The organism is Pseudomonas sp. NY11955 (genome assembly GCF_048068035.1).
GTDB lineage: Bacteria > Pseudomonadota > Gammaproteobacteria > Pseudomonadales > Pseudomonadaceae > Aquipseudomonas.
Map to the genome: position 1 here is coordinate 29,121 of NZ_JBLUPS010000015.1, position 25,469 is coordinate 54,589.

The 25,469-nt window shown below is 62.7% G+C and carries 26 protein-coding genes and 1 pseudogene; 14 read left to right on the forward strand and 13 right to left on the reverse strand.

Features of this window, described 5'->3' with window-relative positions:
* Positions 1–159 precede the first annotated feature (159 nt).
* Positions 160–486 carry an AzlD domain-containing protein gene (locus ACNFBR_RS23460; protein WP_416737012.1) on the reverse strand — a complete coding sequence of 109 codons (327 nt, stop codon included), beginning with the start codon at positions 484–486 and terminating at the stop codon, positions 160–162.
* On the reverse strand, positions 483–1,217 hold the full coding sequence (locus ACNFBR_RS23465; protein WP_416737013.1) for an AzlC family ABC transporter permease: 735 nt from the start codon (positions 1,215–1,217) through the stop codon (positions 483–485). The genes ACNFBR_RS23460 and ACNFBR_RS23465 overlap by 4 nt, the downstream gene beginning before the upstream one ends.
* Positions 1,218–1,338: 121 nt before the next feature.
* On the opposite strand from ACNFBR_RS23465, the gene ACNFBR_RS23470 reads away from it, so the two are divergent.
* Complete coding sequence (locus ACNFBR_RS23470; protein WP_416737014.1) at positions 1,339–2,217, forward strand: LysR family transcriptional regulator; 879 nt, start codon at positions 1,339–1,341, stop codon at positions 2,215–2,217.
* Positions 2,218–2,394: 177 nt separating this feature from the next.
* Here the strand turns inward: ACNFBR_RS23470 and ACNFBR_RS23475 are convergent, their stop codons facing one another.
* The 3 genes from ACNFBR_RS23475 to ACNFBR_RS23485 form a co-directional block, all read right to left on the reverse strand.
* Positions 2,395–3,339, reverse strand: a complete 945-nt coding sequence (locus ACNFBR_RS23475; protein ID WP_416737015.1) for a dihydrodipicolinate synthase family protein — start codon at positions 3,337–3,339, stop codon at positions 2,395–2,397.
* 36 nt (positions 3,340–3,375) lie between these two features.
* Positions 3,376–4,749 carry a fosfomycin efflux MFS transporter AbaF gene (abaF, locus tag ACNFBR_RS23480; RefSeq protein WP_416737016.1) on the reverse strand — a complete coding sequence of 458 codons (1,374 nt, stop codon included), beginning with the start codon at positions 4,747–4,749 and terminating at the stop codon, positions 3,376–3,378.
* Positions 4,750–5,018: 269 nt separating this feature from the next.
* Positions 5,019–5,639, reverse strand: a complete 621-nt coding sequence (locus tag ACNFBR_RS23485) for a GntR family transcriptional regulator (RefSeq protein ID WP_416737078.1) — start codon at positions 5,637–5,639, stop codon at positions 5,019–5,021.
* Between the two features lie 274 nt (positions 5,640–5,913).
* Between ACNFBR_RS23485 and ACNFBR_RS23490 the strand changes: the two genes are divergently transcribed.
* Complete coding sequence (locus ACNFBR_RS23490) at positions 5,914–6,912, forward strand: diguanylate cyclase domain-containing protein (protein WP_416737017.1); 999 nt, start codon at positions 5,914–5,916, stop codon at positions 6,910–6,912.
* Here the strand turns inward: ACNFBR_RS23490 and lpdA are convergent.
* From lpdA to ACNFBR_RS23510, 4 genes and pseudogenes are all read right to left on the reverse strand, one after another.
* Positions 6,801–8,373, reverse strand: a pseudogene (gene lpdA / locus ACNFBR_RS23495) (dihydrolipoyl dehydrogenase). The gene ACNFBR_RS23490 and the pseudogene lpdA overlap by 112 nt on opposite strands.
* Before the next feature lie 2 nt (positions 8,374–8,375).
* Positions 8,376–9,647 carry a dihydrolipoamide acetyltransferase family protein gene (locus ACNFBR_RS23500; protein WP_416737018.1) on the reverse strand — a complete coding sequence of 424 codons (1,272 nt, stop codon included), beginning with the start codon at positions 9,645–9,647 and terminating at the stop codon, positions 8,376–8,378.
* On the reverse strand, positions 9,648–10,706 hold the full coding sequence (locus ACNFBR_RS23505; protein ID WP_416737019.1) for an alpha-ketoacid dehydrogenase subunit beta: 1,059 nt from the start codon (positions 10,704–10,706) through the stop codon (positions 9,648–9,650).
* A 1-nt stretch (position 10,707) separates the two neighbouring features.
* On the reverse strand, positions 10,708–11,940 hold the full coding sequence (locus tag ACNFBR_RS23510) for a 3-methyl-2-oxobutanoate dehydrogenase (2-methylpropanoyl-transferring) subunit alpha (protein ID WP_012273541.1): 1,233 nt from the start codon (positions 11,938–11,940) through the stop codon (positions 10,708–10,710).
* Positions 11,941–12,138: 198 nt separating this feature from the next.
* Between ACNFBR_RS23510 and bkdR the strand changes: the two genes are divergently transcribed.
* The 3 genes from bkdR (at position 12,139) to ACNFBR_RS23525 (ending at position 15,603) form a co-directional block, all read left to right on the forward strand.
* A complete protein-coding gene (gene bkdR, locus ACNFBR_RS23515) occupies positions 12,139–12,624 on the forward strand; it encodes a Bkd operon transcriptional regulator BkdR (protein WP_012273540.1) in 486 nt (161 codons plus the stop codon).
* A gap of 267 nt (positions 12,625–12,891) precedes the next feature.
* The gene (locus ACNFBR_RS23520) at positions 12,892–14,133 is read left to right on the forward strand and encodes a glutamine synthetase family protein (protein WP_416737079.1); all 1,242 of its coding nucleotides are present in this window, start codon (positions 12,892–12,894) and stop codon (positions 14,131–14,133) included.
* Between the two features lie 129 nt (positions 14,134–14,262).
* Entirely contained in the window at positions 14,263–15,603 is a 1,341-nt protein-coding gene (locus ACNFBR_RS23525) for an MFS transporter (RefSeq protein WP_416737020.1), read from the forward strand.
* 156 nt (positions 15,604–15,759) lie between these two features.
* Here ACNFBR_RS23525 and ACNFBR_RS23530 read toward each other — a convergent pair whose 3' ends face one another.
* The 4 genes from ACNFBR_RS23530 to flgA form a co-directional block, all read right to left on the reverse strand.
* A complete protein-coding gene (locus ACNFBR_RS23530; RefSeq protein ID WP_416737021.1) occupies positions 15,760–16,503 on the reverse strand; it encodes a flagellar brake protein in 744 nt (247 codons plus the stop codon).
* A gap of 79 nt (positions 16,504–16,582) precedes the next feature.
* Positions 16,583–17,050 (reverse strand): flagella synthesis protein FlgN, encoded by a 468-nt coding sequence (locus ACNFBR_RS23535; RefSeq protein ID WP_416737022.1) that lies wholly within the window; start codon positions 17,048–17,050, stop codon positions 16,583–16,585.
* A 49-nt stretch (positions 17,051–17,099) separates the two neighbouring features.
* A complete protein-coding gene (flgM, locus tag ACNFBR_RS23540) occupies positions 17,100–17,414 on the reverse strand; it encodes a flagellar biosynthesis anti-sigma factor FlgM (protein ID WP_416737023.1) in 315 nt (104 codons plus the stop codon).
* A 164-nt stretch (positions 17,415–17,578) separates the two neighbouring features.
* Complete coding sequence (gene flgA, locus ACNFBR_RS23545) at positions 17,579–18,331, reverse strand: flagellar basal body P-ring formation chaperone FlgA (protein WP_012273534.1); 753 nt, start codon at positions 18,329–18,331, stop codon at positions 17,579–17,581.
* 76 nt (positions 18,332–18,407) lie between these two features.
* Here flgA and ACNFBR_RS23550 point away from each other — a divergent pair, with 76 nt between their 5' ends.
* From ACNFBR_RS23550 to flgG, 9 genes are all read left to right on the forward strand, one after another.
* A complete protein-coding gene (locus ACNFBR_RS23550) occupies positions 18,408–19,337 on the forward strand; it encodes a chemotaxis protein CheV (RefSeq protein ID WP_416737024.1) in 930 nt (309 codons plus the stop codon).
* Between the two features lie 49 nt (positions 19,338–19,386).
* A complete protein-coding gene (cheR, locus tag ACNFBR_RS23555; protein ID WP_012273532.1) occupies positions 19,387–20,214 on the forward strand; it encodes a protein-glutamate O-methyltransferase CheR in 828 nt (275 codons plus the stop codon).
* Positions 20,215–20,548: 334 nt separating this feature from the next.
* On the forward strand, positions 20,549–20,959 hold the full coding sequence (flgB, locus tag ACNFBR_RS23560; protein ID WP_069942257.1) for a flagellar basal body rod protein FlgB: 411 nt from the start codon (positions 20,549–20,551) through the stop codon (positions 20,957–20,959).
* 2 nt (positions 20,960–20,961) lie between these two features.
* Positions 20,962–21,405: a flagellar basal body rod protein FlgC gene (gene flgC, locus ACNFBR_RS23565; protein ID WP_012051596.1), complete on the forward strand. Its 444-nt coding sequence runs from the start codon at positions 20,962–20,964 to the stop codon at positions 21,403–21,405.
* 12 nt (positions 21,406–21,417) lie between these two features.
* Entirely contained in the window at positions 21,418–22,119 is a 702-nt protein-coding gene (flgD, locus tag ACNFBR_RS23570; protein ID WP_416737025.1) for a flagellar hook assembly protein FlgD, read from the forward strand.
* Between the two features lie 28 nt (positions 22,120–22,147).
* Positions 22,148–23,470, forward strand: coding sequence for a flagellar hook protein FlgE (flgE, locus tag ACNFBR_RS23575; protein ID WP_416737026.1), 1,323 nt, complete (start codon positions 22,148–22,150; stop codon positions 23,468–23,470).
* 71 nt (positions 23,471–23,541) lie between these two features.
* Entirely contained in the window at positions 23,542–23,724 is a 183-nt protein-coding gene (locus ACNFBR_RS23580; RefSeq protein WP_416737027.1) for a hypothetical protein, read from the forward strand.
* Between the two features lie 160 nt (positions 23,725–23,884).
* Entirely contained in the window at positions 23,885–24,625 is a 741-nt protein-coding gene (gene flgF / locus ACNFBR_RS23585) for a flagellar basal-body rod protein FlgF (RefSeq protein ID WP_010955101.1), read from the forward strand.
* A 47-nt stretch (positions 24,626–24,672) separates the two neighbouring features.
* The gene (gene flgG, locus ACNFBR_RS23590) at positions 24,673–25,458 is read left to right on the forward strand and encodes a flagellar basal-body rod protein FlgG (protein WP_416737028.1); all 786 of its coding nucleotides are present in this window, start codon (positions 24,673–24,675) and stop codon (positions 25,456–25,458) included.
* Positions 25,459–25,469 lie beyond the last annotated feature (11 nt).

Below are 25,469 nucleotides of genomic sequence, written 5' to 3' on the forward strand. Positions count from 1 at the left end.
TCGGGGATCCGACAACGTCCCCAACGCAGGCATCGTCATGCGCCTGCGTCCACGCGTGGCAAGTAGCTACCAGCCTGCCACCATGGACAACAAGACCAAGGACCTCAAACGAATTCTGTGCACAACATCCTGCCGATTTTTCCTGAGGACGCTTCGCGCCTATAGGCCCCAGTGCTTAAGCGCCCACAGCACTCCCATGCCCACCACCAGCGTCAGCAATGTACTGCGCGTGCGCCATGCCACCCATGCAGCCAGTACCGCCGCCGGTATCTGCGGGTTCGCCCAGTCGAAGCCGGCATGCCGGTCTGGAAGCACCACTGCCGGCAGTACCAGTGCCGCCAGTACGCTGGCCGGTACATACGCCAGCGCACGGCGAAACAGGGGTGGAATGCGCAGTACCGTGTGCAGCTCGATGAACGACAGCCGGATGAAGAAAGTGCCCAGGCCGATCAGGGCGAAGGTTATCCATTGCGTCATTTCGCTCATGATGCTTCCTGCTCGCTGTTGGCTTCGGGCATGGCTTGCTGTTTTTTCCCGTTCTCGATAACCAACCCGGCGGTGATACCGCCCAGCGCACCCGTCAGCAGGCCGAGGTTGTACGGCAGGTCGGCCGCCAGCACGGCCAGCACGCCGCCGGTCAGTGCCGCGCCTAGTGTGGCTGCATTGCGAATGCCGGGTATCAACAGCGCCAGGAACGACAAGGGGATGGCGAAGCCCAACGACCAGTCTTCTGGGATGCCCGCGCCCAGATACATGCCAGCCAGCACCGAGAGGTTCCAACCGAAGAACATGGTGATCGCCGTGCCGGCATAGTAGGGGTAGGCATGCTGCCCAAGCCCGCCCGAGCCCATCTTCAGCGTACACAGGGCGAACGACTGGTCGGACAGCATGTAGGCCATCGGCCATTTCTGCCGGCGCGGCAGCTGGCCCAGGTGCGGGGCCAGGCTGGCGCTGTACATGAGGAAGCGCAGGTTGATGACCAGCGCGGTAACCACCATGGTCACGGGTAGGGCGGCATTCTGCATCAACTGCATGACCACCATCTGCGCCGACCCTGAATAGAACAGCAAGGTCATGCCGATGGCATCGGCAGGCGAGAGGCCCATGCCGATGGCGGTGACCCCGGTGATCAGGCCGAAGGGCACGATGCCGGAGGTCAAAGGCAGGGCGCTGTGGGCACCCTGCTTGAATGCTTCGGTCCCGCTAGGGTACGGCATTTGAGTTCCTTGAAAGTATTCGGGAGGCGCCAGCCAGGCACCCCCACGTTAATGCGCGTGACGGTTGGCGACAACGCCAGATTTCTGAAATAGTAGGCCTAAAAAAAATAGGCCTGAAACTGTGTACCTCGATAGTCCCACCCGTCACTCCCTGCAACTCAATGCCTTGCGCGCTTTCGAAGCGTCTGCCCGCCTGGGCGGCTTTGCCCGTGCCGCACTCGAACTCAAGGTTACCCCCGGTGCCATCGCAGCGTTGGTGAAGACCCTCGAGAGCGAATACGGCGCCGCGTTGTTCGAGCGCCACGCCAAAGGCGTGCGCCTGACGCCGTTGGGCGAAAGCGTGAAAGCGCAGTTCACTGAAGCGTTCGATGCAGTCGAAGCTGCAGCGCGCACGCTTCGTCGCCTGGCCGCACCGCAGCGCGTGCATATCGTCACCTCCCCGGCGTTGGCGCAGCTGTGGATCGGGCCGCGCTTGCCGGAATTGACCCGGCTGCTGGCACCCATCGAGATTTCGGTCACGGCAGTGGATGAGCCGCCCAACCTCAAGCGCAGCCCCTTCGACCTGTGCCTGTTCTACACCGAAAAGCCGGAGCGCTGGCAGCGCAGGATTGCCACGGAAGAAATCCTGCCTGTGTGCGTACCGGCCCTGGCAGCCAACATTGCCCGCCCCGAGGACCTCGCCGACGTTCGTTGCATTGCCGATGTGGGTTGGAACGATTGGGCGGTGTGGAGCGATGCAGTGATGCCCGGGCACAAGTTCATTGCCCGTGGGCCGGGGTTTTCCCTGTACTCGATCGCACTGCAGCAAGCCCTGTTGGCTGCGGGAGTACTGATAGGGCGCAGAAGCCTGGTGCAACGTTACCTGGACAGCGGCGAACTGGTCGCCCCGGTGGAGTGTGCAGTGCCCTTGGGCATGACCATTGCGGCGTGGCGGCTGCCAGGCGCCAAGGGCAACCAAGTGGTGGCCGCTGTGGAAGAGGCGCTGTTGCAGCTGGCTTGAGCGATGTGCTGGCCCGACCCTGTAGGCACAGTAGGCACAGTAGGCACAGTAGGCACAGTAGGCACAGTAGGCACTGTGGGAGCGGGCGCGCCCGCGAACACCGGCATAGCCGGTGCCAGGCACCGAGTCGCCTGCTTCGCGGGCACGCCCGCTCCCACAGAGAAAGCCGTGGCGGCGTCAGGCCAGGTTCTGCTCGGCCGACCAGCTCGCATACCAGCTGCGGAACAGCGCGTACTGCTGCTCGGCATAGTTGCGCTGGGCATCGGTCAGCACATCGGTTTCGTTGAAGTGCAGGCTGTATTCGGTGTCGCCGTTGAGCACCATCAAGTGCTTGTAATACAGCACCAGGTCGCAGCCCTCATCGAACGACGACAGCACCGCCAGCGCCGCCTCCAGCTCGCGCGCCAGGCGACGAGCACGGGCGTCGCCCTTGGCGGCCTGCTTGCTCAGGCTCACCAGTTGCAGCACTTCCCGGGGCAGGGCGTTGCCGATGCCGGTGATGGCGCCGGTGGCGTTGCAGTTGACGAAGCCATGCACCACCTGGGTGTCGACGCCGACCATCAGGGTGACATCGTCATCCTTGGAGGTGATGTGCTCGGCGGCATAGCGCAGGTCGGCGCCGCCGCCGAATTCCTTGAAGCCGATCAGGTTGGGGAATTCGCGGCGCAGCTCGAAGAACAGGTCGGCGCGGGTGGCGAAGCCGTAGTAGGGGCTGTTGTAGATCACCGCCGGCAGCTTCGGCGCGGCGGCAAGAATGGCCGAGAAGTGGTGCTTCTGGGCGATCAGTGAAGCACCACGGCTGAGCACGCGGGGGATGACCATCAGGCCGGCGGCGCCGACGTTGGCGGCGTGGGCGGCATGGGACACCGCTTCACGGGTGTTCACCGCGCCGGTGCCGACGATGGTCGGAATGCCGGCGGCCACCAGGCGCGCCACGCCTTCCTGGCGTTCGGCCTCGGTCAGCAGCGGCCAGTCGCCCATCGAACCGCAGTACACCACGGCGCTCATGCCGGCCTCGATCAGCTCGCGGCCTTTGCGCACCAGGGCGTCGAAGTCCGGTTTGCGCTCGGCGGTGCACGGGGTCATCAGGGCGGGCATGGTGCCGGTGAAGATATTGCTCATGGTCGTTACCTCAAGGTGCAGGGTTCTTGTCGGTTGTTAGCGGCCGGCGTTGCGGGCCACGGATTCTTCGTCAACGGCGCGCAGCGACTTGCCGCGGGTTTCCTTGGCGGCCGCCACGGCCACGATCGAGATGGCCGCCGCAGCCACCAGGTACCAGGCGATGGGCGTTGAGCTGTTGTATTCCTTCAGCAAGGTCACGGCGATCAGCGGCGCCAGCGAGCCGGCCAGGATGGGCGCGACCTGGTAGCACAGGGACAGGGCGGTGTAGCGCACGTGGGTGGGGAACAGTTCGGCCATCAATGCAGAGTAGGGCGCGTAGGTCATCGACTCGATGGCCAGGCCCAGGGTGATCGCCGCCATGATCAGCCAGTCGTTGCCGGTGTCCATCATCGGGAAGCCGACGAACCCCCAGAACGCGGTGAGCACGGCGCCGATCAGGTACACCGGCTTGCGGCCAATGATGTCCGACAGGTACCCCATCGCCGGGATCATGAAGAAGTGCAGCAGGTGGGCGCCGAACATCAGCAGCAGGATCTGCGAAGTATCCTTGTGCACCACCAGTTTCAGGTAGGTGATGGAGAAGGTGACGACGGTGTAGTAAAGGATGTTCTCCGCAAAGCGCGCGCCAATGCCGATCAGCACTTCGCGCCAGTACTTGGTGACCACTTCCACCACGCCCAGTTGCTGGCTTTCCAGTTTCTGCTGCTTGGCCTGGGCTTCCTTGAAGATCGGCGCATCGTCGACCCGCGTGCGGATCCAGTAGCCAATCAGCACCACCACCGCCGAGAACCAGAAGGCCACCCGCCAGCCCCAGTCAAGGAACTGCGTTTCGCTCAGGTTGGATGACAGCAGCAGCAGGATGATGGTGGCGATCAGGTTGCCGGCCGGCACCCCCGCTTGCGGCCAGCTGGCCCAGAAACCGCGGCGGTTGTCCGGGCTGTGTTCGGACACCAGCAGCACCGCGCCGCCCCATTCGCCGCCGAAGGCAAAGCCCTGGATCAGCCGCAGCACCACCAGCAGGATGGGCGCGGCGTAGCCGATGCGTTCGAAGGTGGGCAGGCAGCCCATCAGGAAGGTGGTCACTCCGACCACGATCAGGCTGATCTGCAGCAAATGCTTGCGGCCAACCTTGTCGCCGTAATGGCCAAACACCAGGCCACCGATCGGGCGGGCGAGGAAGCCTACGGCGTAGAGGGCGAAGGCGGCGATGATGCCGTCCATGGCACTGCCGGTCTGGCGGAAGAACAACTGGCCGAAGACCAGTGCCGAGGCGGTGCCGTACAGGAAGAATTCGTACCACTCGGCGACTGCGCCGGCCATGGCCGCCGCTACCACACGTTTGATGCCCGCTGGGGCCTGGTCTGCTGTTTTTGCGACATTCACCGATGCCGCCGAAGAGGGTGTGGCCATGGTTTTGCACTCCGATACGTAATTATTGGAAGAAGGAGTAGGCAGGGCGGAACTGGCAAAACCGGCGCCGCTGATTCCTTATATGGTATTTCGTATACGATATCTAGATAAGCAAAAACAAAGCCAAAAGGGAGGTTTGGAATGCTTTCGTCTGTAGGAGCAGCCTTGTGCTGCGAAGAGGGCGGCAAGGCTCAAGGAAATGCGTCGGCTGCACTGGCCCCTTCGCAGCACAAGGCTGCTCCTACAAGGGGCGGTGACAGCCTGTTGGGTCAGTTGTGGGGCAGGTGTTCGTAGAGGCTCTGGCACACCCCATTGATGTGTTCTTCGATCAGCCGCGCCGCCAGCTCCACATCGCGCGCACGGCAGGCGGCAACGATGTCGCGGTGCTCGTGATCGGCACGCAGCTTGCCCGCCGACAGGCTCATCTGCATGCGCAGGTAACGTTCCACCTTGTCGTGGATCGAACGGATAAGGCCAACCAGATAGGGCCGCCTTGCCGGTTCGTACAGGCAAGCGTGCAGCGCCCAGTTGAGCTCGGCCCAGCGGCCAACGTCATCTTCGCCGATGAACTCCGCGCAAATGGCTTCGGCATGGGCAAAATGCTGTTCGGTCATGTTGGGGATTGCCAGGCGAATTGCCTTCACCTCCAGCAATACCCGAACCTCGAACATCTGCGCCAGTTCAGGTTCCGAAATGCGGGTAACCAGCGCGCCGCGGTTGCGGTGGAAGTCCACCAGGCCTTCAGCCTCCAGGCGCTTCAAGGCTTCGCGCACCGGGATCTTGCTGACGTTGAAGGCCTGTGCCACTTCGTCCTGGCGCACGGGTTCGCCTTCGGCCAACTGGCCCGAGATGATCGCCTCGCGCAGGTGCTTGGCGATGATTTCCGACATCGAGGGTGTCGCACCCAGGTCGGTGGCTTTGAAAGACGGCAGTGGCACGGGATATTCCAGCAAACGGGCGGTGCGGATATCTTATACGAAACGCGCCTTCCAACCTGGGCGCATTGAAAATAATGAAAACCAGGGTGCTGGCGCTATTCCGGTCGGGGCAGCGTGGGCCTATGCTTGCCCGTTACAGGCATGATTTTGCCACAATCGGCAATTACCACCACTGTCGGCAGCCCCTTGAATGGAGCGCAGTTGCTGGGCATCAGGGAGAGCGTCCATGAATCAGGCAACCAGGCCGGTACCGGCCGGCTTCAGTGAACAGCAGTTGCACACTTTGTTCGAATTGATCAGCGATGGCATCTGGGACTGGAATGCCAACACCGGCTACGTCTATCGCAACCCGGGCTGGTACACCATGCTCGGTTATGCCAGCCACTCCATGGCCAACTCGGTATTCACCTGGGAAAGCGTGATCCACCCAGAAGACTACCCACGGGTAATGGCGCATTTCGAGGCTTACATCAATCAGCGCAACGAGCGCTACCTCATTGAATACCGTTGCCGTTGCCAAGATGGCAGCTACATCTGGATCGAAGACAGCGGCTACATCATTGCGTATAACGCAGACGGTTCGGTGGCGCGCATGCTCGGTGCGCACCGCAACATCGACGCCGGCAAGCGCCTGGTGGCTCAACTGGAGCAGAAGAACCAGTCGCTGGAGTGCCAGGTGGCCGAACGCACCCGCGAGCTGTCCTGGGTGAACCAGCAGTTGCAGCGGCAACTGGACGAAAACCGTGAACTGGCCGAACGCGATGCGTTGACCCGTGTCGCCAACCGCTATCGGCTGGAGAAAGCGTTGCAACTGGAGTGCGAACGCGCCCAGCGCTTCCGCCAGCCGTTGTCTTTGATCGCCATGGACATGGATGATTTCAAACCCATCAATGACCGCTACGGCCACGCGCGTGGCGATGCGGCGCTGGTGCGGGTGGCCGAAAACCTGCGCACGTGCCTGCGCGAACTGGACCTGTTGGCGCGCTGGGGTGGCGATGAGTTCGTCATCGTACTGCCGCAGACCACGCTGGCCGAGGCGCTGGATGTGGCGGCGCGTTTGCGCCAGGCGTTGGCGCAGTTGGAGCCGGTGGGCGATTGCCGGCTGACCATGAGCTATGGCGTGGTGCAATGGCAGGACGGGGAGGACCCGCATGCGCTGCTGGCACGGGCCGACAAGGCGCTGTACCGGGCCAAGGCGGCAGGCAAGAACACCATAGCTGAGTAGCCTGTACTGGCGTCATGAACAAAAAAAGGCCCGCAGCGCCTCTCGGCGCGGCGGGCAAAATCGGCCTTGGCCGCTTCAGTGTCAGATATGCAGGGCGTGGCCCAGGGCGCGCAGTGCGGCTTCCTGAACCGCTTCGCCTAGCGTCGGGTGCGCATGGATGGTGCCGGCTACATCTTCCAGGCATGCGCCCATTTCCAGCGACTGGGCAAACGCCGTGGACAGTTCGGAAACCGCCACGCCAACTGCCTGCCAGCCCAGGATCAAATGGTTGTCACGCCGCGCCACCACACGCACGAAACCGCTTTTCGCTTCCAGGCTCATGGCCCGGCCGTTGGCGGCGAACGGGAACTGCGCGACGATGCAGTCCACCCCTTGCTGGGCGGCCTGCTCCGGGGTCTTGCCAACCACCACCACTTCCGGGTCGGTGAAGCACACCGCGGCAATAGCCGCCGGCTCGAAGCGGCGAGCCTTGCCGGCGATGATCTCAGCGACCATTTCGCCCTGGGCCATGGCCCGGTGCGCCAGCATCGGTTCGCCCGCCACGTCGCCAATGGCCCAGACGTTGTGCATGCTGGTCTGGCAGCGATCGTCGATGGCAATGGCGGCGCCGTTCATCTTCAGGTCCAGGCATTCCAGGTTGAAGCCCTTGGTGCGTGGCCGGCGGCCGACGGCCACCAGCACCTGGTCGGCTTCCAGGCGCAGTTGCCCGCCCTGGCCATCGCTGGCCAGCAGGCAGCCATTTTCGTAGCCTTCGACGCTGTGGCCCAGGTGCAGGGCAATGCCCAGCTTCTTCAGCGACTCGGCCACCGGGGCGGTCAATTCGCTGTCGTAGGTTGGCAGGATGCGCTCACGCGCTTCCACCACGCTGACCTGCGCGCCCAGCTTGCGGTAGGCGATGCCCAGCTCCAGGCCGATATAACCTCCACCCACCACCACCAGGTGTTGCGGCAGGGCTTTGGGTGCCAGGGCTTCGGTGGAGGAAACCACCGGGCCACCCAGCGGCAGCATCGGCAGTTCGACGCTGCTGGAGCCGGTGGCCAGCAACAGGTGCTCGCACTGGATGCGCTGGCCATCGACCTCGACTTGCTTGCCGTCCAGCACCTTGGCCCAACCCTGCACCACTTTCACCCCGTGCTTTTTCAGCAGCGCGGCTACACCGGTGGTCAGGCGGTCGACGATGCCGTCCTTCCAGGCCACGCTCTGGCGGATGTCCAGGCGTGGTGAAGCCACGCTGATGCCCAGCGGCGATGGTTCGGTGAAACGCGACGTCTGGTGGAACTGCTCGGCAACGTGAATCAGGGCCTTGGACGGAATGCAGCCGATGTTCAGGCAGGTACCGCCCAGTGCCTGGCCTTCCACCAGTACGGTGGGAATGCCCAGTTGCCCGGCGCGGATAGCTGCCACATAACCGCCAGGGCCGCCGCCGATGATCAACAGGGTCGTTTGGATAGTCGGGTTCATGCTCACTCCACGAACAGGCAGGCGGGTTGTTCGAGCAGGCCGCGCACGGCCTGGATGAACAGCGCGGCGTCCATGCCATCGACCACACGGTGATCGAACGAACTGGACAAGTTCATCATCTTGCGCACGACGATCTGGCCGTCGATCACCACCGGCCGTTCAACCATGCGGTTAACGCCGACGATAGCCACTTCCGGGGTGTTGACCACCGGCGTGCTGACGATGCCGCCCAAGGCGCCGAGGCTGGTCAGGGTGATGGTCGAGCCGGACAGCTCCTCGCGGCTGGCCTTGTTGTTGCGCGCAGCGTTGGCCAGGCGTGAAATCTCGCCGGCGTTGGCCCACAAGCTGCCCGCTTCGGCATGGCGCAGCACGGGTACCATCAGGCCGTTGTCACCTTGGGTGGCGATGCCCACATGCACCGCGCCATGGCGGGTGATGATCTGTGCTTCGTCGTCGTAGGTGGCGTTGATCTGCGGGAAGTCACGCAGTGCCACAACCAAGGCGCGCACCAGGAACGGCAGCAGGGTGAGCTTGCCACGGCTGTCGCCATGCTTGCTGTTGAGCTGCTGGCGCAGGGCTTCCAGGGCAGTGACGTCGATTTCTTCCACATAGCTGAAGTGCGCGACCCGGCGCTTGGCGTCCTGCATGCGCTGGGCGATCTTGCGGCGCAGGCCGATCACCGGCACCTGCTCGCTGTCGGTGCGCTTGGCATAGCCATTCGGCGCTTGCCCGGCGGCACTCTGCGGCTTGCTCATGAAGGCATCAAGGTCTTCGTGCAGGATGCGCCCGGCCGGGCCGCTGCCATGCACGTAACGCAGTTCGATACCGGCATCCAGGGCGCGCTTGCGCACGGCCGGCGAGGCCAGCGGCTTGTCGCCCGGCTGGCGTGGCACGATGGGCGCCGCTTCATGGTTGGCAGGCGCCTGGTAGGCGGCGGGCTTTACGTCGTGCTGCGGTTCTGGCTTGGCTGCAACCGGGGCAGCCGGCGCTTCTGTCGGTTTGGCCTGTGGCACATCCACATGGTTGCCGCTGCCTTCCACTTCGATGCGGATCAGTTCGCTACCGACGGCCATCACCTCACCGGGCTGGCCACCCAGGGCCAGCACCTTGCCGCTCACCGGCGAAGGGATTTCCACGGTGGCCTTGTCGGTCATGACGTCGGCCACCACCTGGTCCTCGGCGATGATGTCGCCGACCTTGACGAACCATTCCACCAATTCGACCTGCGCGATGCCTTCGCCAATGTCCGGCATCTTGATGACGTGCGTGCCCATTCAGACCTCCATGACCTTTTTCAATGCCGCACCTACCCGCGAAGGGCCTGGGAAGTAAGCCCATTCCTGTGCGTGAGGGTAGGGGGTGTCCCAACCGGTGACGCGTTCGATCGGCGCCTCCAGGTGGTGGAAGCAGTGCTCCTGCACCAGCGACACCAGTTCGGCACCGAAGCCGCAGGTGCGGGTGGCCTCGTGCACCACCACGCAGCGGCCGGTCTTTTTCACCGACTCGACGATGGTCTCCAGGTCCAGCGGCCACAGGCTGCGCAGGTCGATCACTTCGGCATCGACGCCGCTTTCTTCGGCGGCCACCTGAGCCACGTACACCGTGGTGCCATAGGTCAGCACGGTCACGTCATTGCCGGGGCGGGTAATGGCGGCCTTGTCCAGTGGCACGGTGTAGTAGCCGTCGGGTACGGCGCTGTGCGGGTGCTTCGACCACGGCGTTACCGGGCGGTCGTGGTGGCCATCGAACGGGCCGTTGTACAGGCGCTTGGGCTCCAGGAAGATCACCGGGTCGTCGCATTCGATCGATGCAATCAGCAGGCCCTTGGCGTCGTACGGGTTGGACGGCATGACGGTGCGCAGGCCGCACACCTGGGTGAACATCGCCTCTGGGCTCTGGCTGTGGGTCTGGCCGCCATAGATACCGCCGCCGCACGGCATGCGCAGGGTCAGCGGGGCGATGAATTCACCGGCCGAACGGTAACGCAGGCGGGCCATTTCGGAGACGATCTGGTCGGAGGCCGGGTAGAAGTAGTCGGCGAACTGGATTTCCACCACCGGGCGCAGGCCGTAGGCACCCATGCCTACGGCGGTGCCGACAATACCGCTCTCGGAGATGGGCGCGTCGAACACACGGGACTTGCCGTATTTGCTTTGCAGGCCTTCGGTGCAGCGGAACACGCCGCCGAAGTAGCCGACGTCCTGGCCGTACACCACGACATTGTCATCGCGCTCAAGCATGACATCCATGGCCGAGCGCAGGGCCTGGATCATGGTCATGGTAGTGGTGGCCATGGCGGTTTCCGGGTTGATGCTGTTGTTGTGGTCGTTCATCTCAAACCCCCAGTTCCTGGCGTTGACGGCGCAGGTGGTCGGGCATTTCCTTGTACACGTCCTCGAACATCGAGGCGGCGCTTGGGATGTGACCGTTGGCCAGGGTGCCGTACTGCTCGGCTTCTTTCTGCGCGGCAATCACCGCCGCTTCGAACTCGGCCGTGGTGGCCTGGTGTTCTTCCTCGGACCAGTGGCCGATCTTGATCAGGTGCTGCTTCAGGCGGGCAATCGGGTCGCCCAGCGGGAAGTGGCTCCAGTCATCGGCAGGGCGGTACTTGGACGGATCGTCCGAGGTCGAGTGCGGGCCGGCGCGGTAGGTGACCCACTCGATCAGGCTAGGGCCCAGGCCACGGCGGGCGCGTTCGGCGGCCCAGCGCGAGGCGGCATACACAGCGACGAAGTCGTTGCCGTCGACCCGCAGCGAAGCGATACCGCAACCCACGCCACGGCCGGCAAAGGTGGTCGACTCGCCACCGGCGATGGCCTGGAAGGTAGAAATGGCCCACTGGTTGTTGACCACGTTGAGGATCACCGGGGCGCGGTACACGTGGGCGAAGGTGAGGGCAGTGTGGAAGTCCGATTCGGCGGTGGCGCCGTCGCCGATCCAGGCCGAAGCGATCTTGGTATCGCCCTTGATCGCCGACGCCATGGCCCAGCCGACCGCCTGCACGAACTGGGTCGCCAGGTTGCCGCTGATGGTGAAGAAACCGGCCTCGCGTACCGAGTACATGATCGGCAGCTGGCGGCCTTTGAGCGGGTCGCGCTCGTTGGACAGCAACTGGCAGATCATCTCCACCAGCGACACGTCGCGGGCCATCAGGATGCTTTGCTGACGGTAGGTCGGAAAGCACATGTCGGTGCGGTTCAGGGCAAGCGCCTGGCCGCTGCCGATGGCTTCTTCGCCCAGGCTCTGCATGTAGAAGGACATCTTCTTCTGGCGCTGGGCAACCACCATGCGGCTGTCGAAGATCCGCGTCTTGAGCATGGCGCGCATGCCCTGGCGGAGAATTTGCGGGTCGATGTCCTCGGCCCACGGGCCTTGCGCATCGCCGTGCTCGTCGAGCACGCGGACCAAGCTGTAGGACAGGTCGGCCGTGTCGGCAGCGTCGACATCGACAGGGGGTTTACGGGCTTGACCTGCATCGTTCAGGCGCAGGTAGGAAAAATCGGTCTGGCAGCCTGGCCGGCCGGTAGGCTCGGGCACATGCAAACGCAGGGGGGCGTACTCGTTCATGCTTTTTACGCTCGCTCGGGTATTTGTTTTTGTGAGCTCTGAAGCGGCCGCCGCTGAGTACCGGCTTGTGACTGGTAAGTCAGCGTCCCCTACATCTTAGTGGCCCGGCAGGAGAATTTTTCTCTCAAGTTGATTGCCTTTGCTGAGCGGGGCAGATAAACATTCCGCATAAACATAAAAAACCGGTGATTTTGTCTCATGCGCAAACTCGATCGTACCGATATCGGCATTCTCAACAGCCTGCAGGAAAATGCCCGCATCACCAACGCCGAGCTGGCACGCTCGGTAAACCTGTCACCCACACCCTGTTTCAACCGGGTGCGGGCCATGGAAGAACTGGGAGTGATCCGCCAGCAGGTGACCCTGCTGTCGCCCGAGGCGCTGGGGCTGGATGTGAACGTGTTCATCCACGTCAGCCTGGAAAAGCAGGTGGAACAGTCACTGCACCGCTTCGAGGAAGAAATTGCCGAGCGGCCCGAGGTGATGGAGTGCTACCTGATGACCGGGGACCCGGATTACCTGTTGCGGGTACTGCTGCCGAGCATCCAGGCGCTGGAGCGCTTTCTCGATTACCTGACACGGTTGCCGGGGGTGGCGAACATCCGGTCGAGTTTTGCCTTGAAGCAGGTGCGCTACAAGACTGCTCTGCCATTGCCGGCCAATGGCATGACCTTGCGCGAATAGTTGCCACCTGTGCTGGCCTCTTCGCGGGTGAACCCGCCCCCACAGGTACGGCGCCGGCTTTGAGGGCAGTGGTTGTGGGAGCGGGTTTACCCGCGAAAGGGCCAGTGCGGTAAAAAGAGGGTGCTTGATATTTTAAACACCCCCAGCCTATGTTGTTGTCAGCGTACAACAACAAGGACAAGCGTCATGAGTACCGCTCAGCTCCAGGGCATCGATGAAATCGAATGCGTCACCCCCGACCTCAACGGCGTCCCGCGCGGCAAGGTGATGACCGCCGAAGGCTTCCTCGAAGGCCGTCGCCTGCAGATGGCTCGTGGGGTGTTGCTGCAATGCATCATGGGCGGCTACCCACCGGCGAAATTCTATGGCAGCGACGACGGCGACCTGGCGTTGGTGGCCGCTCCCGGTCAGGTCCACCGCTTGCCCTGGAGCGACGACGGCCGCGCCTTGGCCATCTGCGATGCCAACGAGCTGGATGGTCGGCCCTCGGCATTGTCCACGCGGGGCCAGCTAAAGGCCGTGATCGCCCGTTACGCGGCATTGGGCCTGGCGCCCGTGGTGGCGACCGAACTCGAATTCTTCGTCTTCGCCCCCAACACCGACCCACAGCAGCCGTTCCTGCCGCCAATCGGCAACGATGGCCGCCGCGAGCTGGGCCATTCAGCGTTCAGTGTCAGCTCCAACAATGGCCTGCGCCCGTTCTTCAAGGAGGTGTACCAGTGCATGGCCGCGCTCGGCCTGCCACGCGACACCTTCATGCACGAAATGGGTGTCAGCCAGTTCGAGATCAACCTGCTGCATGGCGACCCGCTGCTGCTGGCCGACCAGACGTTCCTGTTCAAGCACCTGCTCAAGGAAGTGGCGCTCAAGCACGGCCTGACCGTGGTGTGCATGGCCAAGCCGCTGGCGCGCACGCCCGGCAGCTCCATGCACATTCACCAGAGCCTGGTCGAGGCCAGCAGCGGGCGTAACGTGTTCAGTGACGAGCAAGGCCTGCCAACCGACACCTTCCATCACTTCATCGGCGGCTTGCAGGCGTGCATGGCCGACTTCACCGCGCTGTTCGCGCCCAACGTCAACTCCTACCAGCGCCTGTGTCACCCCTATGCCTCGCCGAACAACGCCTGCTGGTCCGAAGACAACCGCGCTGCCGGCCTGCGCATCCCGGCCAGTGCGCCGGTGGCGCGGCGCGTGGAAAACCGCCTGCCCGGCGCCGATGCCAACCCGTACCTGGCCATCGCCGCCAGCCTGGCCGCCGGGCTGCATGGCATCGAGCAGCGCCTGCAGTCTGCGCCGGCGATCCAGGGCGAATTCGAAGTGCCCGAGCACCTGAGCCTGCCATGCACGCTGCACGCGGCGCTTGAACGGCTCAAGCGCAGTGCGCTGGCGCGGGAACTGTTCGGCAGCGAATTCATCGAAGGCTACATCGCCAGCAAGACCCTTGAACTGACCGATTTCTTCGACGAGATTACCCCGTGGGAGCGCCGGGTGCTGGCTGCACAGGCCTGATCGCGACATGACCTGCACCGGACACGCCCCCGCGGTGACAATTCGCTGACGGGGGCCTGCGCCAGGCGGTTTTTGCCCTTATGCTTCTAGCACCCAACCGCCACCTGACCAGGGAGCTCCACGGGACGTATGCGAAATGTATGGAAGCCGTTTCAGTCGTTGTATTTCGCCGCGCTGATGATGTTGATCGGCTCGGGCCTGCTCAGCACCTACCTGGCCCTGCGCCTGGCAGCCGACCATGTCGACAGCCTGTGGGTGGGTGCGTTGATGGCGGCCAACTACTTTGGTCTGGCGGTGGGCGGCAAGGTCGGCCACCGGCTGATCGGCCGAGTAGGGCACATACGTGCCTATGCCACCTGCGCCGGTATCGTCGGCGCGGCAGTGCTCGGCCATGGCCTGACGAGCTGGCTGCCGGCCTGGGTCGGGCTGCGCATGATTGTCGGCCTGGGGATGATGTGCCAGTACATGGTCATCGAGAGCTGGCTCAACGAGCAGGCCGATGTGAAGCACCGTGGCGCGGTGTTCAGCGGCTACATGATTGCCTCGTACCTGGGGTTGGTGCTGGGCCAGCTGATTCTGGTGGTGCACCCGCAGCTCGGCCCTGAGCTGCTGATGCTGGTGGCGATGTGCTTTGCCCTTTGCCTGGTGCCGGTGGCGATGACCCGGCGCATTCACCCCGCGCCCTTGCGCCCGGCACCGATGGAGCCGAAGTTCTTCATCAAGCGCGTACCGCAGTCGCTCAGCACGGTACTCGGTTCGGGGTTGATCGTCGGCTCGTTCTACGGCTTGGCGCCGTTGTATGCCTCCAGCCAGGGGATGACGACCGAGCAGATCGGCTTGTTCATGGGTAGCTGCATCTTCGCCGGCCTGCTGGTGCAGTGGCCGCTGGGTTGGCTTTCTGACCGTTACGACCGGGCGGTGCTGATCCGCAGTGTGGCGATAGGCCTGGCGCTGGCCGCTGCGCCTTTGGCGATTTTGCCCAGTGTGCCGCTGGAGTTGCTATTCGGTATCGGCTTCCTGATTTCGTTGCTGCAGTTCTGCCTGTACCCGCTGGCGGTGGCGTTTTCCAACGACCATGTGGAAAGCGAGCGGCGGGTGTCGCTGACGGCCATGCTGCTGGTGACCTACGGCGTGGGCGCGTGCATCGGGCCGTTGGCGGCAGGCGTGCTGATGAAGGTGCTGGGCGCACAGATGCTGTATGCGTTCTTTGTGTTCTTTGCCTTGGTGCTGGTGTGGCGCATTCGACCGAAAGCGGTTACCGGGCTGCATCAGGTGCAGGACGCACCGCTGGGCCACGTGGCGATGCCGGCCGCCGGTTCGCCATTGTCGGCAGCGTTGGACCCACGGGTGGATGAGCAGACCGTGCAGGACGTGATGCAGGCGCCGGTGGCGGCGGAGGATACCGAGGATGAAGGCAAGGGTGATGAGCCACAGGCCGCTGAGCCGGAAGAGGTCAGCAAGTCGGTGTAAGCCTGTACTGGCCCTTTCGCGGGCTTGCCCGCGCCCACAGGTTCAGGTTTGACGCTATCCCTGTGGGAGCGGGCGAGCCCGCGAAGAGGCCGGTACTGAAAGAACACAAATGAAAACGCCACCTCGACAGGTGGCGTTTTTGCATTCAACCGACGATCAATAGTCGTCTTTATCGAACCGGCGCGCCTCACGCTGCAGTTGGTACACGAAGCTCTCGATCTTGCGCTGTGCCTGCCCGCTCAGGTTATGGAAGCGCACACCAGCAAAGGTGGTGTTGATGCGCTCTTCATAGTGCAGGTGACGCAGTTCGACCATGGTGTCCACCAGGCCTAGCGGGTTGCCCGCCTTGAAGCGCTCATACACCTGGCCCAGTTGCAGGCGGTCTTCGACATTGCCATCGAAACGCAGTTTGCAACCGGTGGCCGAGATGTCCAGCAGTTTGCCGCGCAGGGCGCCGTTGCCCTTGAGGTGGGCGCCATCGAGGATGATGTCGACCAGCTGCGACAGCTTCAATGCGGCGCGGAAGGCGTTGCGGCGCTGGTGATAGGTCATCTCTTGCGGCAGGGCGCCGCTGTAGCAGCGGTGGCCGTCGACTTCGCTGATTTTCAGCGCGTGGTCGCATTCCCAGGCGATACGCACGCCATCGTGGAAGCCCTCGACGCGGAAGTGCTCGCCGTTCTCGATGAACTTCTCGCCGTCACGGGGAATCATCTCGTCCAGTGCCAGGGTGTTGCTTTCACGGTCCACGTGTACCACGTAGCTCTGGAAGCGCTGGCTGCGGTCGTGGAAGGTGATGATCAGGGGGTCGTGGCTTTCCTGCAGCTGCCGCAAGTTGGCCGCAATCTCCAAGGGGGTGCTCAGCACCTTTGGTGGTTGCGGGGCATCGGATTCATTGAACACGGCTTATCGTTCTCCAGGCAAAAGCGACACACGCAAGTAACGGCATTTTGCCAGTATGTTCCGTGCCTTGATAGAAAAATCACACTTGGCTGAGGGCCCGCGGCTTGGCCAGCGGCGAGGTGCTTCCACGGCTGTCGTAGAGCGAAGGCGAATCACCGCCCATGAGGATGCGGATCTGGTTGTTGGTGACGTGTTGCTGCACCTGGATGATCCGGCCATTGGTCTGGTTGACCTGTTGGCAGTCGTCCATCAGTTGCGACAGCATGTCGAGCCGCTGCAGCATCACATCACCTTGCGGCGACTGCGCGGCCACCGCTTGCACGCCTGCGCGATCGGCACTCAGGCCCAGGCTGCCGAGCAACTGGCTGCGGCGCTGGCCATGCTGCTCGAGCAAGATGATCAACGACTGTTTGCGCGCCAGGATTTGCTCCAGCAACGGCATGTCGCGGCCATGCAGGGCGATCGCCTCCTTGTGCAGAAGGTCGAGCAGTTCCTGCATCGGGGCAATGTCATCTTCGATCAATTGCAGCAAGGTGGTGTCGTGCATGGCTAACTCTTGGCTTTTCTAGCGTCCGTGAAGTCAGCGCGCCGTACGGTCAGCGCTGGGCTTCGAAATCGAGCAGTTTGCTGGCGACCCGGCCGGCATCGACCTGGTAGCTGCCGTCGGCGATCGCCTGTTTCAACTGGGCCACACGGGCGCTGTTGACCACCGGCTCGTCGCGCAGCTTGTCGCTGATCTTCTGCAACTGCTGTGCCTCTTGGCTGAGGTGTACCGCTTCTCCGCTGGTGCTGGTGGCACTTGCCGCTTCCTGGCTGGCTGCCGGTTTTTCGGCGCTACCGGGCGCGCTGTTGCCGCGCACGCCGCCCGTGACGGACGGAGAGTTATTCACACGACTGAAGTCGATGACCATGATCAGAAACCTCTGGGTATTTGGACGCTTGCCTTGTTTTCGGCCAACCCGATAGAAACTTTAGGCACAAATGCATTGCCGCCTGTCAGCAAGCTCGCGAACCCGTTTTCTGACACAGTTTAGGAAAAGCGGTTCCTCTCTGCCAGCGCAATCTGGTGGCTGGCCTACATACTGACCTCGACTTGGCCGGGGCCGGTCACCCTGGCCTTGACCACCCGTTTGGAATTGAGGTTGCGCACCCGTATCTGCTCGCTCAGGCCGCCCTTGCTCAGGGCTTCGCCCGGCATGCGCACGCTCAGGCTGCCACTGCGGGCAATGATCACCACCTGGTCACCCTTGCGTACCACCTCGGCCTGTTCCAGGTGTTGTGGGGTGAGCACCTGGTCGATCACCGTGGGTCGCAGCATCTTCATGCCCACCGCCTGATCCAGCTCGGTCAGAAAGCCCTGGCCCAAGGTGCCGACATCCCGCTCGCGCAGGGCCACGTCACCTTCGCCTACCGTGTTGTCGCGTTTGAGCGGGCGGGTTACCACCACCACGTCGCGGAACAGCCGCACGGTGGCGGGGACAAACACCGTCCACGGCGCCGCGCCGTCACAGCGCACCCGCACCGTCACCCGGCCCAGCGGCTGGGCGGGGCTTTCCAGCGAGGCGTCCAGCTGCTGGCTGCACAGCGGCATGCGCAGACGCGGGTCCAGCGGGTTGACCTGGATTTCATAGCGGCCGGCGGTCTGGGTGGTGGCCAGGTAATCTTCGACGGTGAATTCAAGAAACCCTTGGGTGACACCGATAAGCTGTTCAGGCAAGGTAAACGCGTCCGCTACCGTGCGAACGCCGGGCACCAGCAGGCACAGCGTGGCCAGCGAGCCAGTCAGCAGGCGCGTCAATCGTCGGAAAAATGTCGTTTTCGTGTGCATGACGCTCAAAAAAGCAAAGCCCGTGCCGACTCGCTACCTGAGTTGCAACGAAAGGCTGAAATAGAAGGAGTCTGGCATGGCGGGTGTTATGGATTCGGTCAACCAGCGCACGCAGCTGGTGGGGCAGAATCGCCTGGAATTGCTGCTGTTCCGCCTCAATGGCGAACAGCTTTACGGCATCAACGTATTCAAGGTCAGGGAAGTGCTGCAATGCCCTGCACTGACCCTGCTGCCCAAGGCGCACCCGGTGGTGCGTGGCGTTGCCAATATTCGCGGGGCGACCATCCCGATCCTCGACTTGTCGATGGCGACCGGGTTGCGACCGCTGCAGGAAGACACGCGCAATAGCTTCGTGATCATCACCGAGTACAACACCAAGACCCAGGGCTTCCTGGTGCATTCGGTGGAGCGCATCGTCAACATGAACTGGGAAGAAATCCATCCGCCACCCAAGGGTACCGGCCGTGACCACTACCTGACCGCGGTCACCCGGGTGGACAACCGCATGGTCGAGATCATCGACGTGGAAAAGGTGCTGGCCGAAGTGTCGCCGTCGTCCGAGTCGGTATCGGCCGGGGTGATCGATGCCGAGGTGCAGGACAAGGCCGTGCTGATGCGGGTGCTGACCGTCGACGACTCGTCGGTGGCGCGCAAGCAGGTCAGCCGTTGCCTGCAGACCGTAGGTGTCGAAGTGGTGGCGCTCAACGATGGCCGCCAGGCCCTGAACTACCTGCGCCAGCTGGTGGACGAGGGCAAAAAGCCGGAAGAAGAGTTCTTGATGATGATCTCGGACATTGAAATGCCGGAAATGGACGGCTACACGCTCACGGCGGAGATCCGCAGCGACCCGCGTATGCAAAAATTGCACATCTGCCTGCATACTTCGCTTTCCGGGGTGTTCAACCAGGCAATGGTCAAGAAGGTCGGCGCCGATGACTTCCTGGCCAAGTTCAAGCCGGACGACCTGGCCCAGCGGGTGGTCGACCGGATCAAGGCAGCGCAATGAAGCAGCCGGGGCGTGCCCCGGCACCAGTGATTGAAAAGAGGCGGCAGTAGTGTCTACGGGTAATTTGGATTTCGAACAGTTCCGGGTCTTCCTGGAGAAAGCCTGTGGCATCCTGTTGGGCGAGAATAAGCAGTACCTGGTTTCCAGCCGTCTCAACAAGCTGATGGAGCAACAGGGCATCAAGAGCCTGGGTGAGCTGGTGCAGCGCATCCAGGCCCAGCCGCGCGGCGGTTTGCGCGAGCAGGTGGTCGATGCCATGACCACCAACGAGACCCTGTGGTTTCGCGATACCTACCCGTTCGAGGTGCTGAAGAACAAGGTCATCCCCGAGTTCATCCGCAACAACCCCGGCCAGCGCCTGCGCATGTGGTCGGCGGCCTGTTCGTCGGGGCAGGAGCCGTACTCCATCTCCATGGCCATCGACGAGTTCGAGCGCAGCAACCTCGGCCAGCTGAAGATGGGCGCGCAGATCGTTGCCACCGACCTGTCGGGCACTATGTTGAACAACTGCAAGACCGGTGAGTACGACAGCCTGGCGATCGCCCGTGGTTTGTCCCAGGAGCGCCTGCAGCGTTATTTCGACCCCAAGGGGCCGGGGCGTTGGGCGGTCAAGCCGGCAATTCGCAGCCGCGTCGAGTTCCGCTCGTTCAACCTGCTGGACAGCTATGCCAGCCTGGGCAAGTTCGACATCGTGTTCTGCCGCAACGTGCTGATCTACTTCTCGGCGCAGGTGAAGCGGGACATCTTGCTGCGCATTCACAGCACCCTGAAGCCGGGTGGCTACCTGTTCCTCGGCGCCTCGGAAGCGCTGAACGGCTTGCCGGACCATTACCAGATGGTGCAGTGCAGCCCGGGCATCATCTACCAGGCCAAATAGGGCCTTTGTAGGAGCAGCCTTGTGCTGCGAAGAGGCCGGTGAGCAAACAGTAGATTAACTGTGCTTGCACCGGCCTCTTCGCAGCACAAGGCTGCTCCTACAGCGGTCTATGTGGTCTCGATGGTTTGACGTCAATTTTTTGTTTTGCCGCTTTTGCCGCCCGGCAATTGCCGCTTTCGCCGCTCAGGGCGGAAGGCCTTTGCCGCTTTTCTGGCATCACCTTGACAGCACCTTGCATCGCAGCCCCGTATCTGTGGGCTTTTCCTGGGTTGGCACAGCCCTTGCTACACCTTGCTCAACGAAATTCCGGTCAACCTCCGAAGGTTTCCCCGACATGAGCATCAGCTTCGACAAGGCGCTTGGTATTCACGAAAAGGCCCTGGGCTTCCGCGCCCAGCGCGCCGAAGTGCTGGCCAACAACATCGCCAACGCCGATACGCCCAACTACAAAGCACGTGACATGGACTTCGCCTCGGTGCTCGCCGCTGAAAGCGACAAGCAGCAGAGCGGCGGCCGTTTCAGCCTTGAGCGTACCAACAGCCGGCACATCGAGGCCGATGGCCTGGCCATGGCGGATGAAACCCTCAAGTACCGCACGCCGCTGCAGCCGTCGATCGACCAGAACACCGTGGACGCGCAGATCGAGCAATCGAACTACACCGAAAACGCCATTGGCTTCCAGGCCAGCTTCACCTTGCTCAACAGTAAATTCAAAGGGCTGGTTTCCGCCCTGCGGGGAGAATGACCATGTCCCTTTCCAGTGTCTTCAACATTGCCGGTAGCGGCATGAGCGCGCAGAACACGCGCCTGAACACCGTGGCCTCCAACATCGCCAACGCTGAGACCGTGTCTTCGAGCATCGACCAGACCTACCGCGCCCGCCATCCGGTGTTCGCCACCACCTTCCAGAACGCACAGGCCGGCAGCAGCCAGTCGCTGTTCGAAGACCAGGGCGAAGCGGGGCAGGGCGTGCAGGTAAAAGGCATCGTCGAAGACCAGAGCACCCTTGAGGCGCGCTACGAGCCAAACCACCCAGCGGCGAACAAGGACGGCTACGTCTACTACCCGAACGTCAATGTGGTCGAAGAGATGGCTGACATGATCTCTGCCAGCCGCGCCTTCCAGACCAACGCCGAGCTTATGAACACGGCCAAGAGCATGATGCAGAAAGTCCTGACCCTGGGGCAGTGATAGGAAGCCGACATGACCACTACCAATTCCACCTCTGACGTCAGCAGTGCGTACCTGACCTCGCTGCAGAAGCAGACGTCGAAGAACGACAGCAGCACCGGCGCTGCCGGCAGCGCACTGGGCAAGGATGCCTTCCTGCAGTTGCTGGTTACCCAGATGAAGAACCAGAACCCGCTCGACCCGCAGGAAAACGGCGAGTTCGTGGCGCAGCTGGCACAGTTCAGCAGCCTCGAGAGCATGCAGTCGCTCAATGATTCGGTGACCTACATCGCGGCAGGGCTGCAATCCTCCCAAGCACTGCAGGCTTCATCGCTGGTCGGGCGCAATGTGATTGTCCAGACCGACAAGGCCGTGGTCGACACCAGCAAGGATATGAAAGGCACGGTCAACCTGACGTCGTCCAGCACCTCCACCTCGGTGGGCATCTACGACAAGGACGACAAACTGGTACGCACCCTCGACCTGGGCACTCAGAAAGCCGGCAAGATCGACTTCACCTGGGATGGCAAGAACGATGACGGCGAAGTAGCGGCTGCGGGTACCTACACCTTCAAGGCCACCGCTTCGATCGATGGCAAGGCCACGGCCATGACCACCAACCTGCCAGCCTCGGTGACCAGTGTGACCATGGGTACCAACGGTTCGGAGATGACACTCAACCTGGCTGGGCTGGGCAGTGTCGCACTTTCCAAAATCCAAAGCATCGGCATCTAGGGCCTGAGCAAAACGACAGGAGTTACACATGTCTTTCAATATCGGCCTTAGCGGCCTCTATGCAGCGAACAAGGCCCTGAACGTTACCGGCAACAACATTGCCAACGTCGCCACCACCGGCTTCAAGTCGTCGCGCGCGGAGTTCGCCGACCAGTATTCCAACTCCATTCGCGGCACCAGTGCCGGCAAGAACGTGGTGGGTACAGGTGTGAAGACGGCCGCCGTGTCGCAGCTGTTCACCCCAGGCAACATCAATGGCACCGGCCAGGCGCTGGACATGGCCATCGATGGCAACGGCTTCTTCGTGATGAACGACAACGGCTCGAAAATCTACACCCGTGCCGGTGCCTTCTACAGCGACAAGGACGGCTACGTGGTCAGCTCGTCGGGCGCCAACCTGCAAGGTTATGCGGTGGACGCCAACGGCAAGATCATCCAGGGTGTGCTGACCAACCTGCAGATCGACACCTCGAACCTGACGCCGAACCCGACTGGGCGCATCTCCGAGAACGTCAACCTCAACTCCACCGCCACCGCGCCGACCCAGACGCCGTTCGACCCGACCAACACCGGCACCTACAACTACACGTTCAATACCGACGTGTACGACAGCCAGGGTAACGCGCACCAGCTGAACCAGTACTTCGTGAAAGATGCTGCCAGCAACTCCTGGACCATGTACACCACCATCGACGGCCGCAACCCGGCGGACCCGACTTCGACCACGCCGCTGGCCAACAAGCTGCCGTTCAAGTCTGACGGCACCCTGGATACTGCTGCCATGACCGCCGGCCCGGTAACCGGTGGCCTGACCATCGCGGCCAACAAGACCTTTACCCTCGGCAACTGGATCCCGGCGCAGAAGAACGCTGCCGGTGTATGGGGTGCCAACGGTGCTACCGCCAACGTCGCCGGGGTCAACCTGGACATGCTTGGCACCACCCAGTACAACGCCGCCTCCGCCACTACCGCCAAGAGCCAGGATGGCTTTGCCACCGGTGAGCTGTCGGGCCTGACCATCGATGAAAGCGGCAACATGTTCGCCAACTTCACCAACGGCCAGGACAAGGTGATCGGCCAGGTGGCCATCGCCAACTTTGCCAACCTGCAGGGCCTGACCCCGATTGGCGGCACCAGCTGGAAAGAGTCCTATGCTTCGGGCGTGCCGGTGATCGGCGCCCCAGACACCGGCACCTTGGGCCAGATTACCGGTGGCGCGCTGGAAGACTCCAACGTCGACCTGACCGGTGAACTGGTCAACCTGATCAAGGCGCAGAGCAACTACCAGGCCAACGCCAAGACCATTTCCACCGAAAGCACCATCATGCAGACCATCATCCAGATGACCTGATGGTTGTTGGTTGATTGGGTGTTGTGCAATTGGGGCCGCAAAGCGGCCCCAGATTTTTGAGGTTCACGCCGATGAAACGGCTACTGCTCACAGCCCTTCTGGCCATGGCCTTGCCGCTCTCGGCCGCTCCCGCCCCGTTCTACCAATGGCAAAGCCTGGCCACCGGCCGCTTCATGTGCTCGGCCAGCAACCCGGGCGAAGGTTGGGTGCGCCATTCCGGCCCCTACAACAACGCCGCTTGCCGCACCTTTTGAGCATGCCCTTGCCGCAGGCGGCAAACATCCGCCGACAAACTGACGTTTTTTGCCCCTCGTCACGCTGAAACCCCCGTAAACAGGCGCTTTCAGACTTGGTTCGATTATTGCTTCGAACCTGCCCAGTGACAGCGCGGCAGCGACGCGCAGAGGAGATACTGTGGACAAGTTGCTTTATGTGGCCATGACCGGTGCCAGCCAGAACGCGCTGGCGCAGAAGGCCCACGCCAACAACCTGGCGAACATTTCCACCAACGGTTTTCAGCGTGACCTGGAGCAGGCCCGTTCGATGCCGGTGTTCGGTGACAGCTTTCCGGCGCGCGCCTTCGCCATGACCGAGCGCCCGGCCACCGACTTCAGTGAAGGCCCGCTGGTTGAAACCGGCCGCGACCTCGACGTGGCGGTGACCGGCAAAGGCTTCATCGCCGTGCAGGCACCGGACGGCAGCGAAGCCTATGTGCGCACCGGCAGCCTGAACATCGATGCCCTCGGCGTGCTGCGTGCCGGCAATGGCATGCCGGTGATCGGCAACGGTGGCCCAATCGCCATTCCACCCGAGCAGAAAGTGGAAGTGGGCGCCGACGGCACCATCAGCATCCGCTCCATGGGTGAAGACCCGCGGGTGATGGCCGAGGTCGACCGCATCAAGCTGGTCAACCCGGACACCAAAGGCCTGACCAAGGGCCTGGACGGTCTGATTCACACCACCTCCGGCCAGCCGGCCGATGCCGACGTCAACGTGCGGGTGGTGGCTGGCTTCCTGGAAGGCAGCAACGTCAATGCTGTCGAGGAAATGACCTCGGTGCTGGCGCTGTCTCGCCAGTTCGAACTGCACGTCAAGATGATGAACACGGCCAAAGAAGGCGATGAAGCCATGGCTCGGGTTTTGCAAATCGGCTAATCACTTTTGAACGGGTGCCGTAAAACAGGCGCACGAGGAGAACTTACATGCTTCCGGCTCTTTGGGTCGCTAAAACCGGCTTGTCCGCCCAGGACACCAACCTGACGGTCATTTCCAACAACCTGGCCAGCGTCTCGACCACCGGCTTCAAACGTGATCGCGCCGAGTTCGCCGACCTGCTGTACCAGATCAAGCGTCAGCCTGGCGCGCAATCGACCCAGGACAGCGAGCTGCCTTCGGGCCTGCAGGTCGGTACCGGTGTGCGCATTGTCGGCACCCAGAAAAGCTTCGTCGCCGGCAGCCTGCAAACCACCGAGAACCCGCTGGACATGGCGGTCAACGGCCGTGGTTTCTTCCAGATCCTGCAGCCGGACGGCACCGTGTCGTACACCCGTGACGGTACCTTCCACCTGAACTCCGACGGCCAGATCGTCACCGCCAACGGCTATGCCCTGGAGCCTGCCATCGTGGTGCCGAACGACGCGCAGACCTTCACCGTCGGCCAGGACGGTACCGTGTCGATCACCACCGCCGGCAACCCGGCCGCACAGGTGATCGGCAACATCCAGACCGCCGACTTCATCAACCCAGCTGGCCTGCAGGCGATCGGCGACAACCTGTTCCTGGAAACCGCCGCCAGTGGTGCGCCGCAAGTCGGCACCCCAGGCCTGAACGGTTTCGGCACCACCCAGCAGCAGACCCTGGAAAACTCCAACGTCAGCACCGTGGAAGAGCTGGTGAACATGATCACCACCCAGCGTGCCTACGAAATGAACTCCAAGGTCATTTCCACCGCCGACCAGATGCTGTCGTTCGTTACCCAGCAGCTCTAAGCCCAGCCACT

Excerpts from the sequence above, each read along its gene's own strand:
- ACNFBR_RS23580 (WP_416737027.1), top strand. The coding sequence starts at position 23,542 with ATGAAACGGCTACTGCTCACAGCCCTTCTGGCCATGGCCTTGCCGCTC.
- ACNFBR_RS23465 (WP_416737013.1), bottom strand. The coding sequence starts at position 1,217 with ATGCCGTACCCTAGCGGGACCGAAGCATTCAAGCAGGGTGCCCACAGC.
- ACNFBR_RS23550 (WP_416737024.1), top strand. The coding sequence starts at position 18,408 with ATGGCGGGTGTTATGGATTCGGTCAACCAGCGCACGCAGCTGGTGGGG.
- flgA (WP_012273534.1), bottom strand. The coding sequence starts at position 18,331 with ATGCACACGAAAACGACATTTTTCCGACGATTGACGCGCCTGCTGACT.
- ACNFBR_RS23460 (WP_416737012.1), bottom strand. The coding sequence starts at position 486 with ATGAGCGAAATGACGCAATGGATAACCTTCGCCCTGATCGGCCTGGGC.
- flgB (WP_069942257.1), top strand. The coding sequence starts at position 20,549 with ATGAGCATCAGCTTCGACAAGGCGCTTGGTATTCACGAAAAGGCCCTG.
- ACNFBR_RS23500 (WP_416737018.1), bottom strand. The coding sequence starts at position 9,647 with ATGGGCACGCACGTCATCAAGATGCCGGACATTGGCGAAGGCATCGCG.
- ACNFBR_RS23475 (WP_416737015.1), bottom strand. The coding sequence starts at position 3,339 with ATGAGCAATATCTTCACCGGCACCATGCCCGCCCTGATGACCCCGTGC.
- ACNFBR_RS23505 (WP_416737019.1), bottom strand. The coding sequence starts at position 10,706 with ATGAACGACCACAACAACAGCATCAACCCGGAAACCGCCATGGCCACC.
- bkdR (WP_012273540.1), top strand. The coding sequence starts at position 12,139 with ATGCGCAAACTCGATCGTACCGATATCGGCATTCTCAACAGCCTGCAG.
- ACNFBR_RS23525 (WP_416737020.1), top strand. The coding sequence starts at position 14,263 with ATGCGAAATGTATGGAAGCCGTTTCAGTCGTTGTATTTCGCCGCGCTG.
- flgC (WP_012051596.1), top strand. The coding sequence starts at position 20,962 with ATGTCCCTTTCCAGTGTCTTCAACATTGCCGGTAGCGGCATGAGCGCG.
- ACNFBR_RS23510 (WP_012273541.1), bottom strand. The coding sequence starts at position 11,940 with ATGAACGAGTACGCCCCCCTGCGTTTGCATGTGCCCGAGCCTACCGGC.
- ACNFBR_RS23535 (WP_416737022.1), bottom strand. The coding sequence starts at position 17,050 with ATGCACGACACCACCTTGCTGCAATTGATCGAAGATGACATTGCCCCG.
- ACNFBR_RS23490 (WP_416737017.1), top strand. The coding sequence starts at position 5,914 with ATGAATCAGGCAACCAGGCCGGTACCGGCCGGCTTCAGTGAACAGCAG.
- ACNFBR_RS23520 (WP_416737079.1), top strand. The coding sequence starts at position 12,892 with ATGACCGCCGAAGGCTTCCTCGAAGGCCGTCGCCTGCAGATGGCTCGT.
- ACNFBR_RS23485 (WP_416737078.1), bottom strand. The coding sequence starts at position 5,639 with ATGTCGGAAATCATCGCCAAGCACCTGCGCGAGGCGATCATCTCGGGC.
- flgE (WP_416737026.1), top strand. The coding sequence starts at position 22,148 with ATGTCTTTCAATATCGGCCTTAGCGGCCTCTATGCAGCGAACAAGGCC.
- flgG (WP_416737028.1), top strand. The coding sequence starts at position 24,673 with ATGCTTCCGGCTCTTTGGGTCGCTAAAACCGGCTTGTCCGCCCAGGAC.
- flgM (WP_416737023.1), bottom strand. The coding sequence starts at position 17,414 with ATGGTCATCGACTTCAGTCGTGTGAATAACTCTCCGTCCGTCACGGGC.
- abaF (WP_416737016.1), bottom strand. The coding sequence starts at position 4,749 with ATGGCCACACCCTCTTCGGCGGCATCGGTGAATGTCGCAAAAACAGCA.
- flgD (WP_416737025.1), top strand. The coding sequence starts at position 21,418 with ATGACCACTACCAATTCCACCTCTGACGTCAGCAGTGCGTACCTGACC.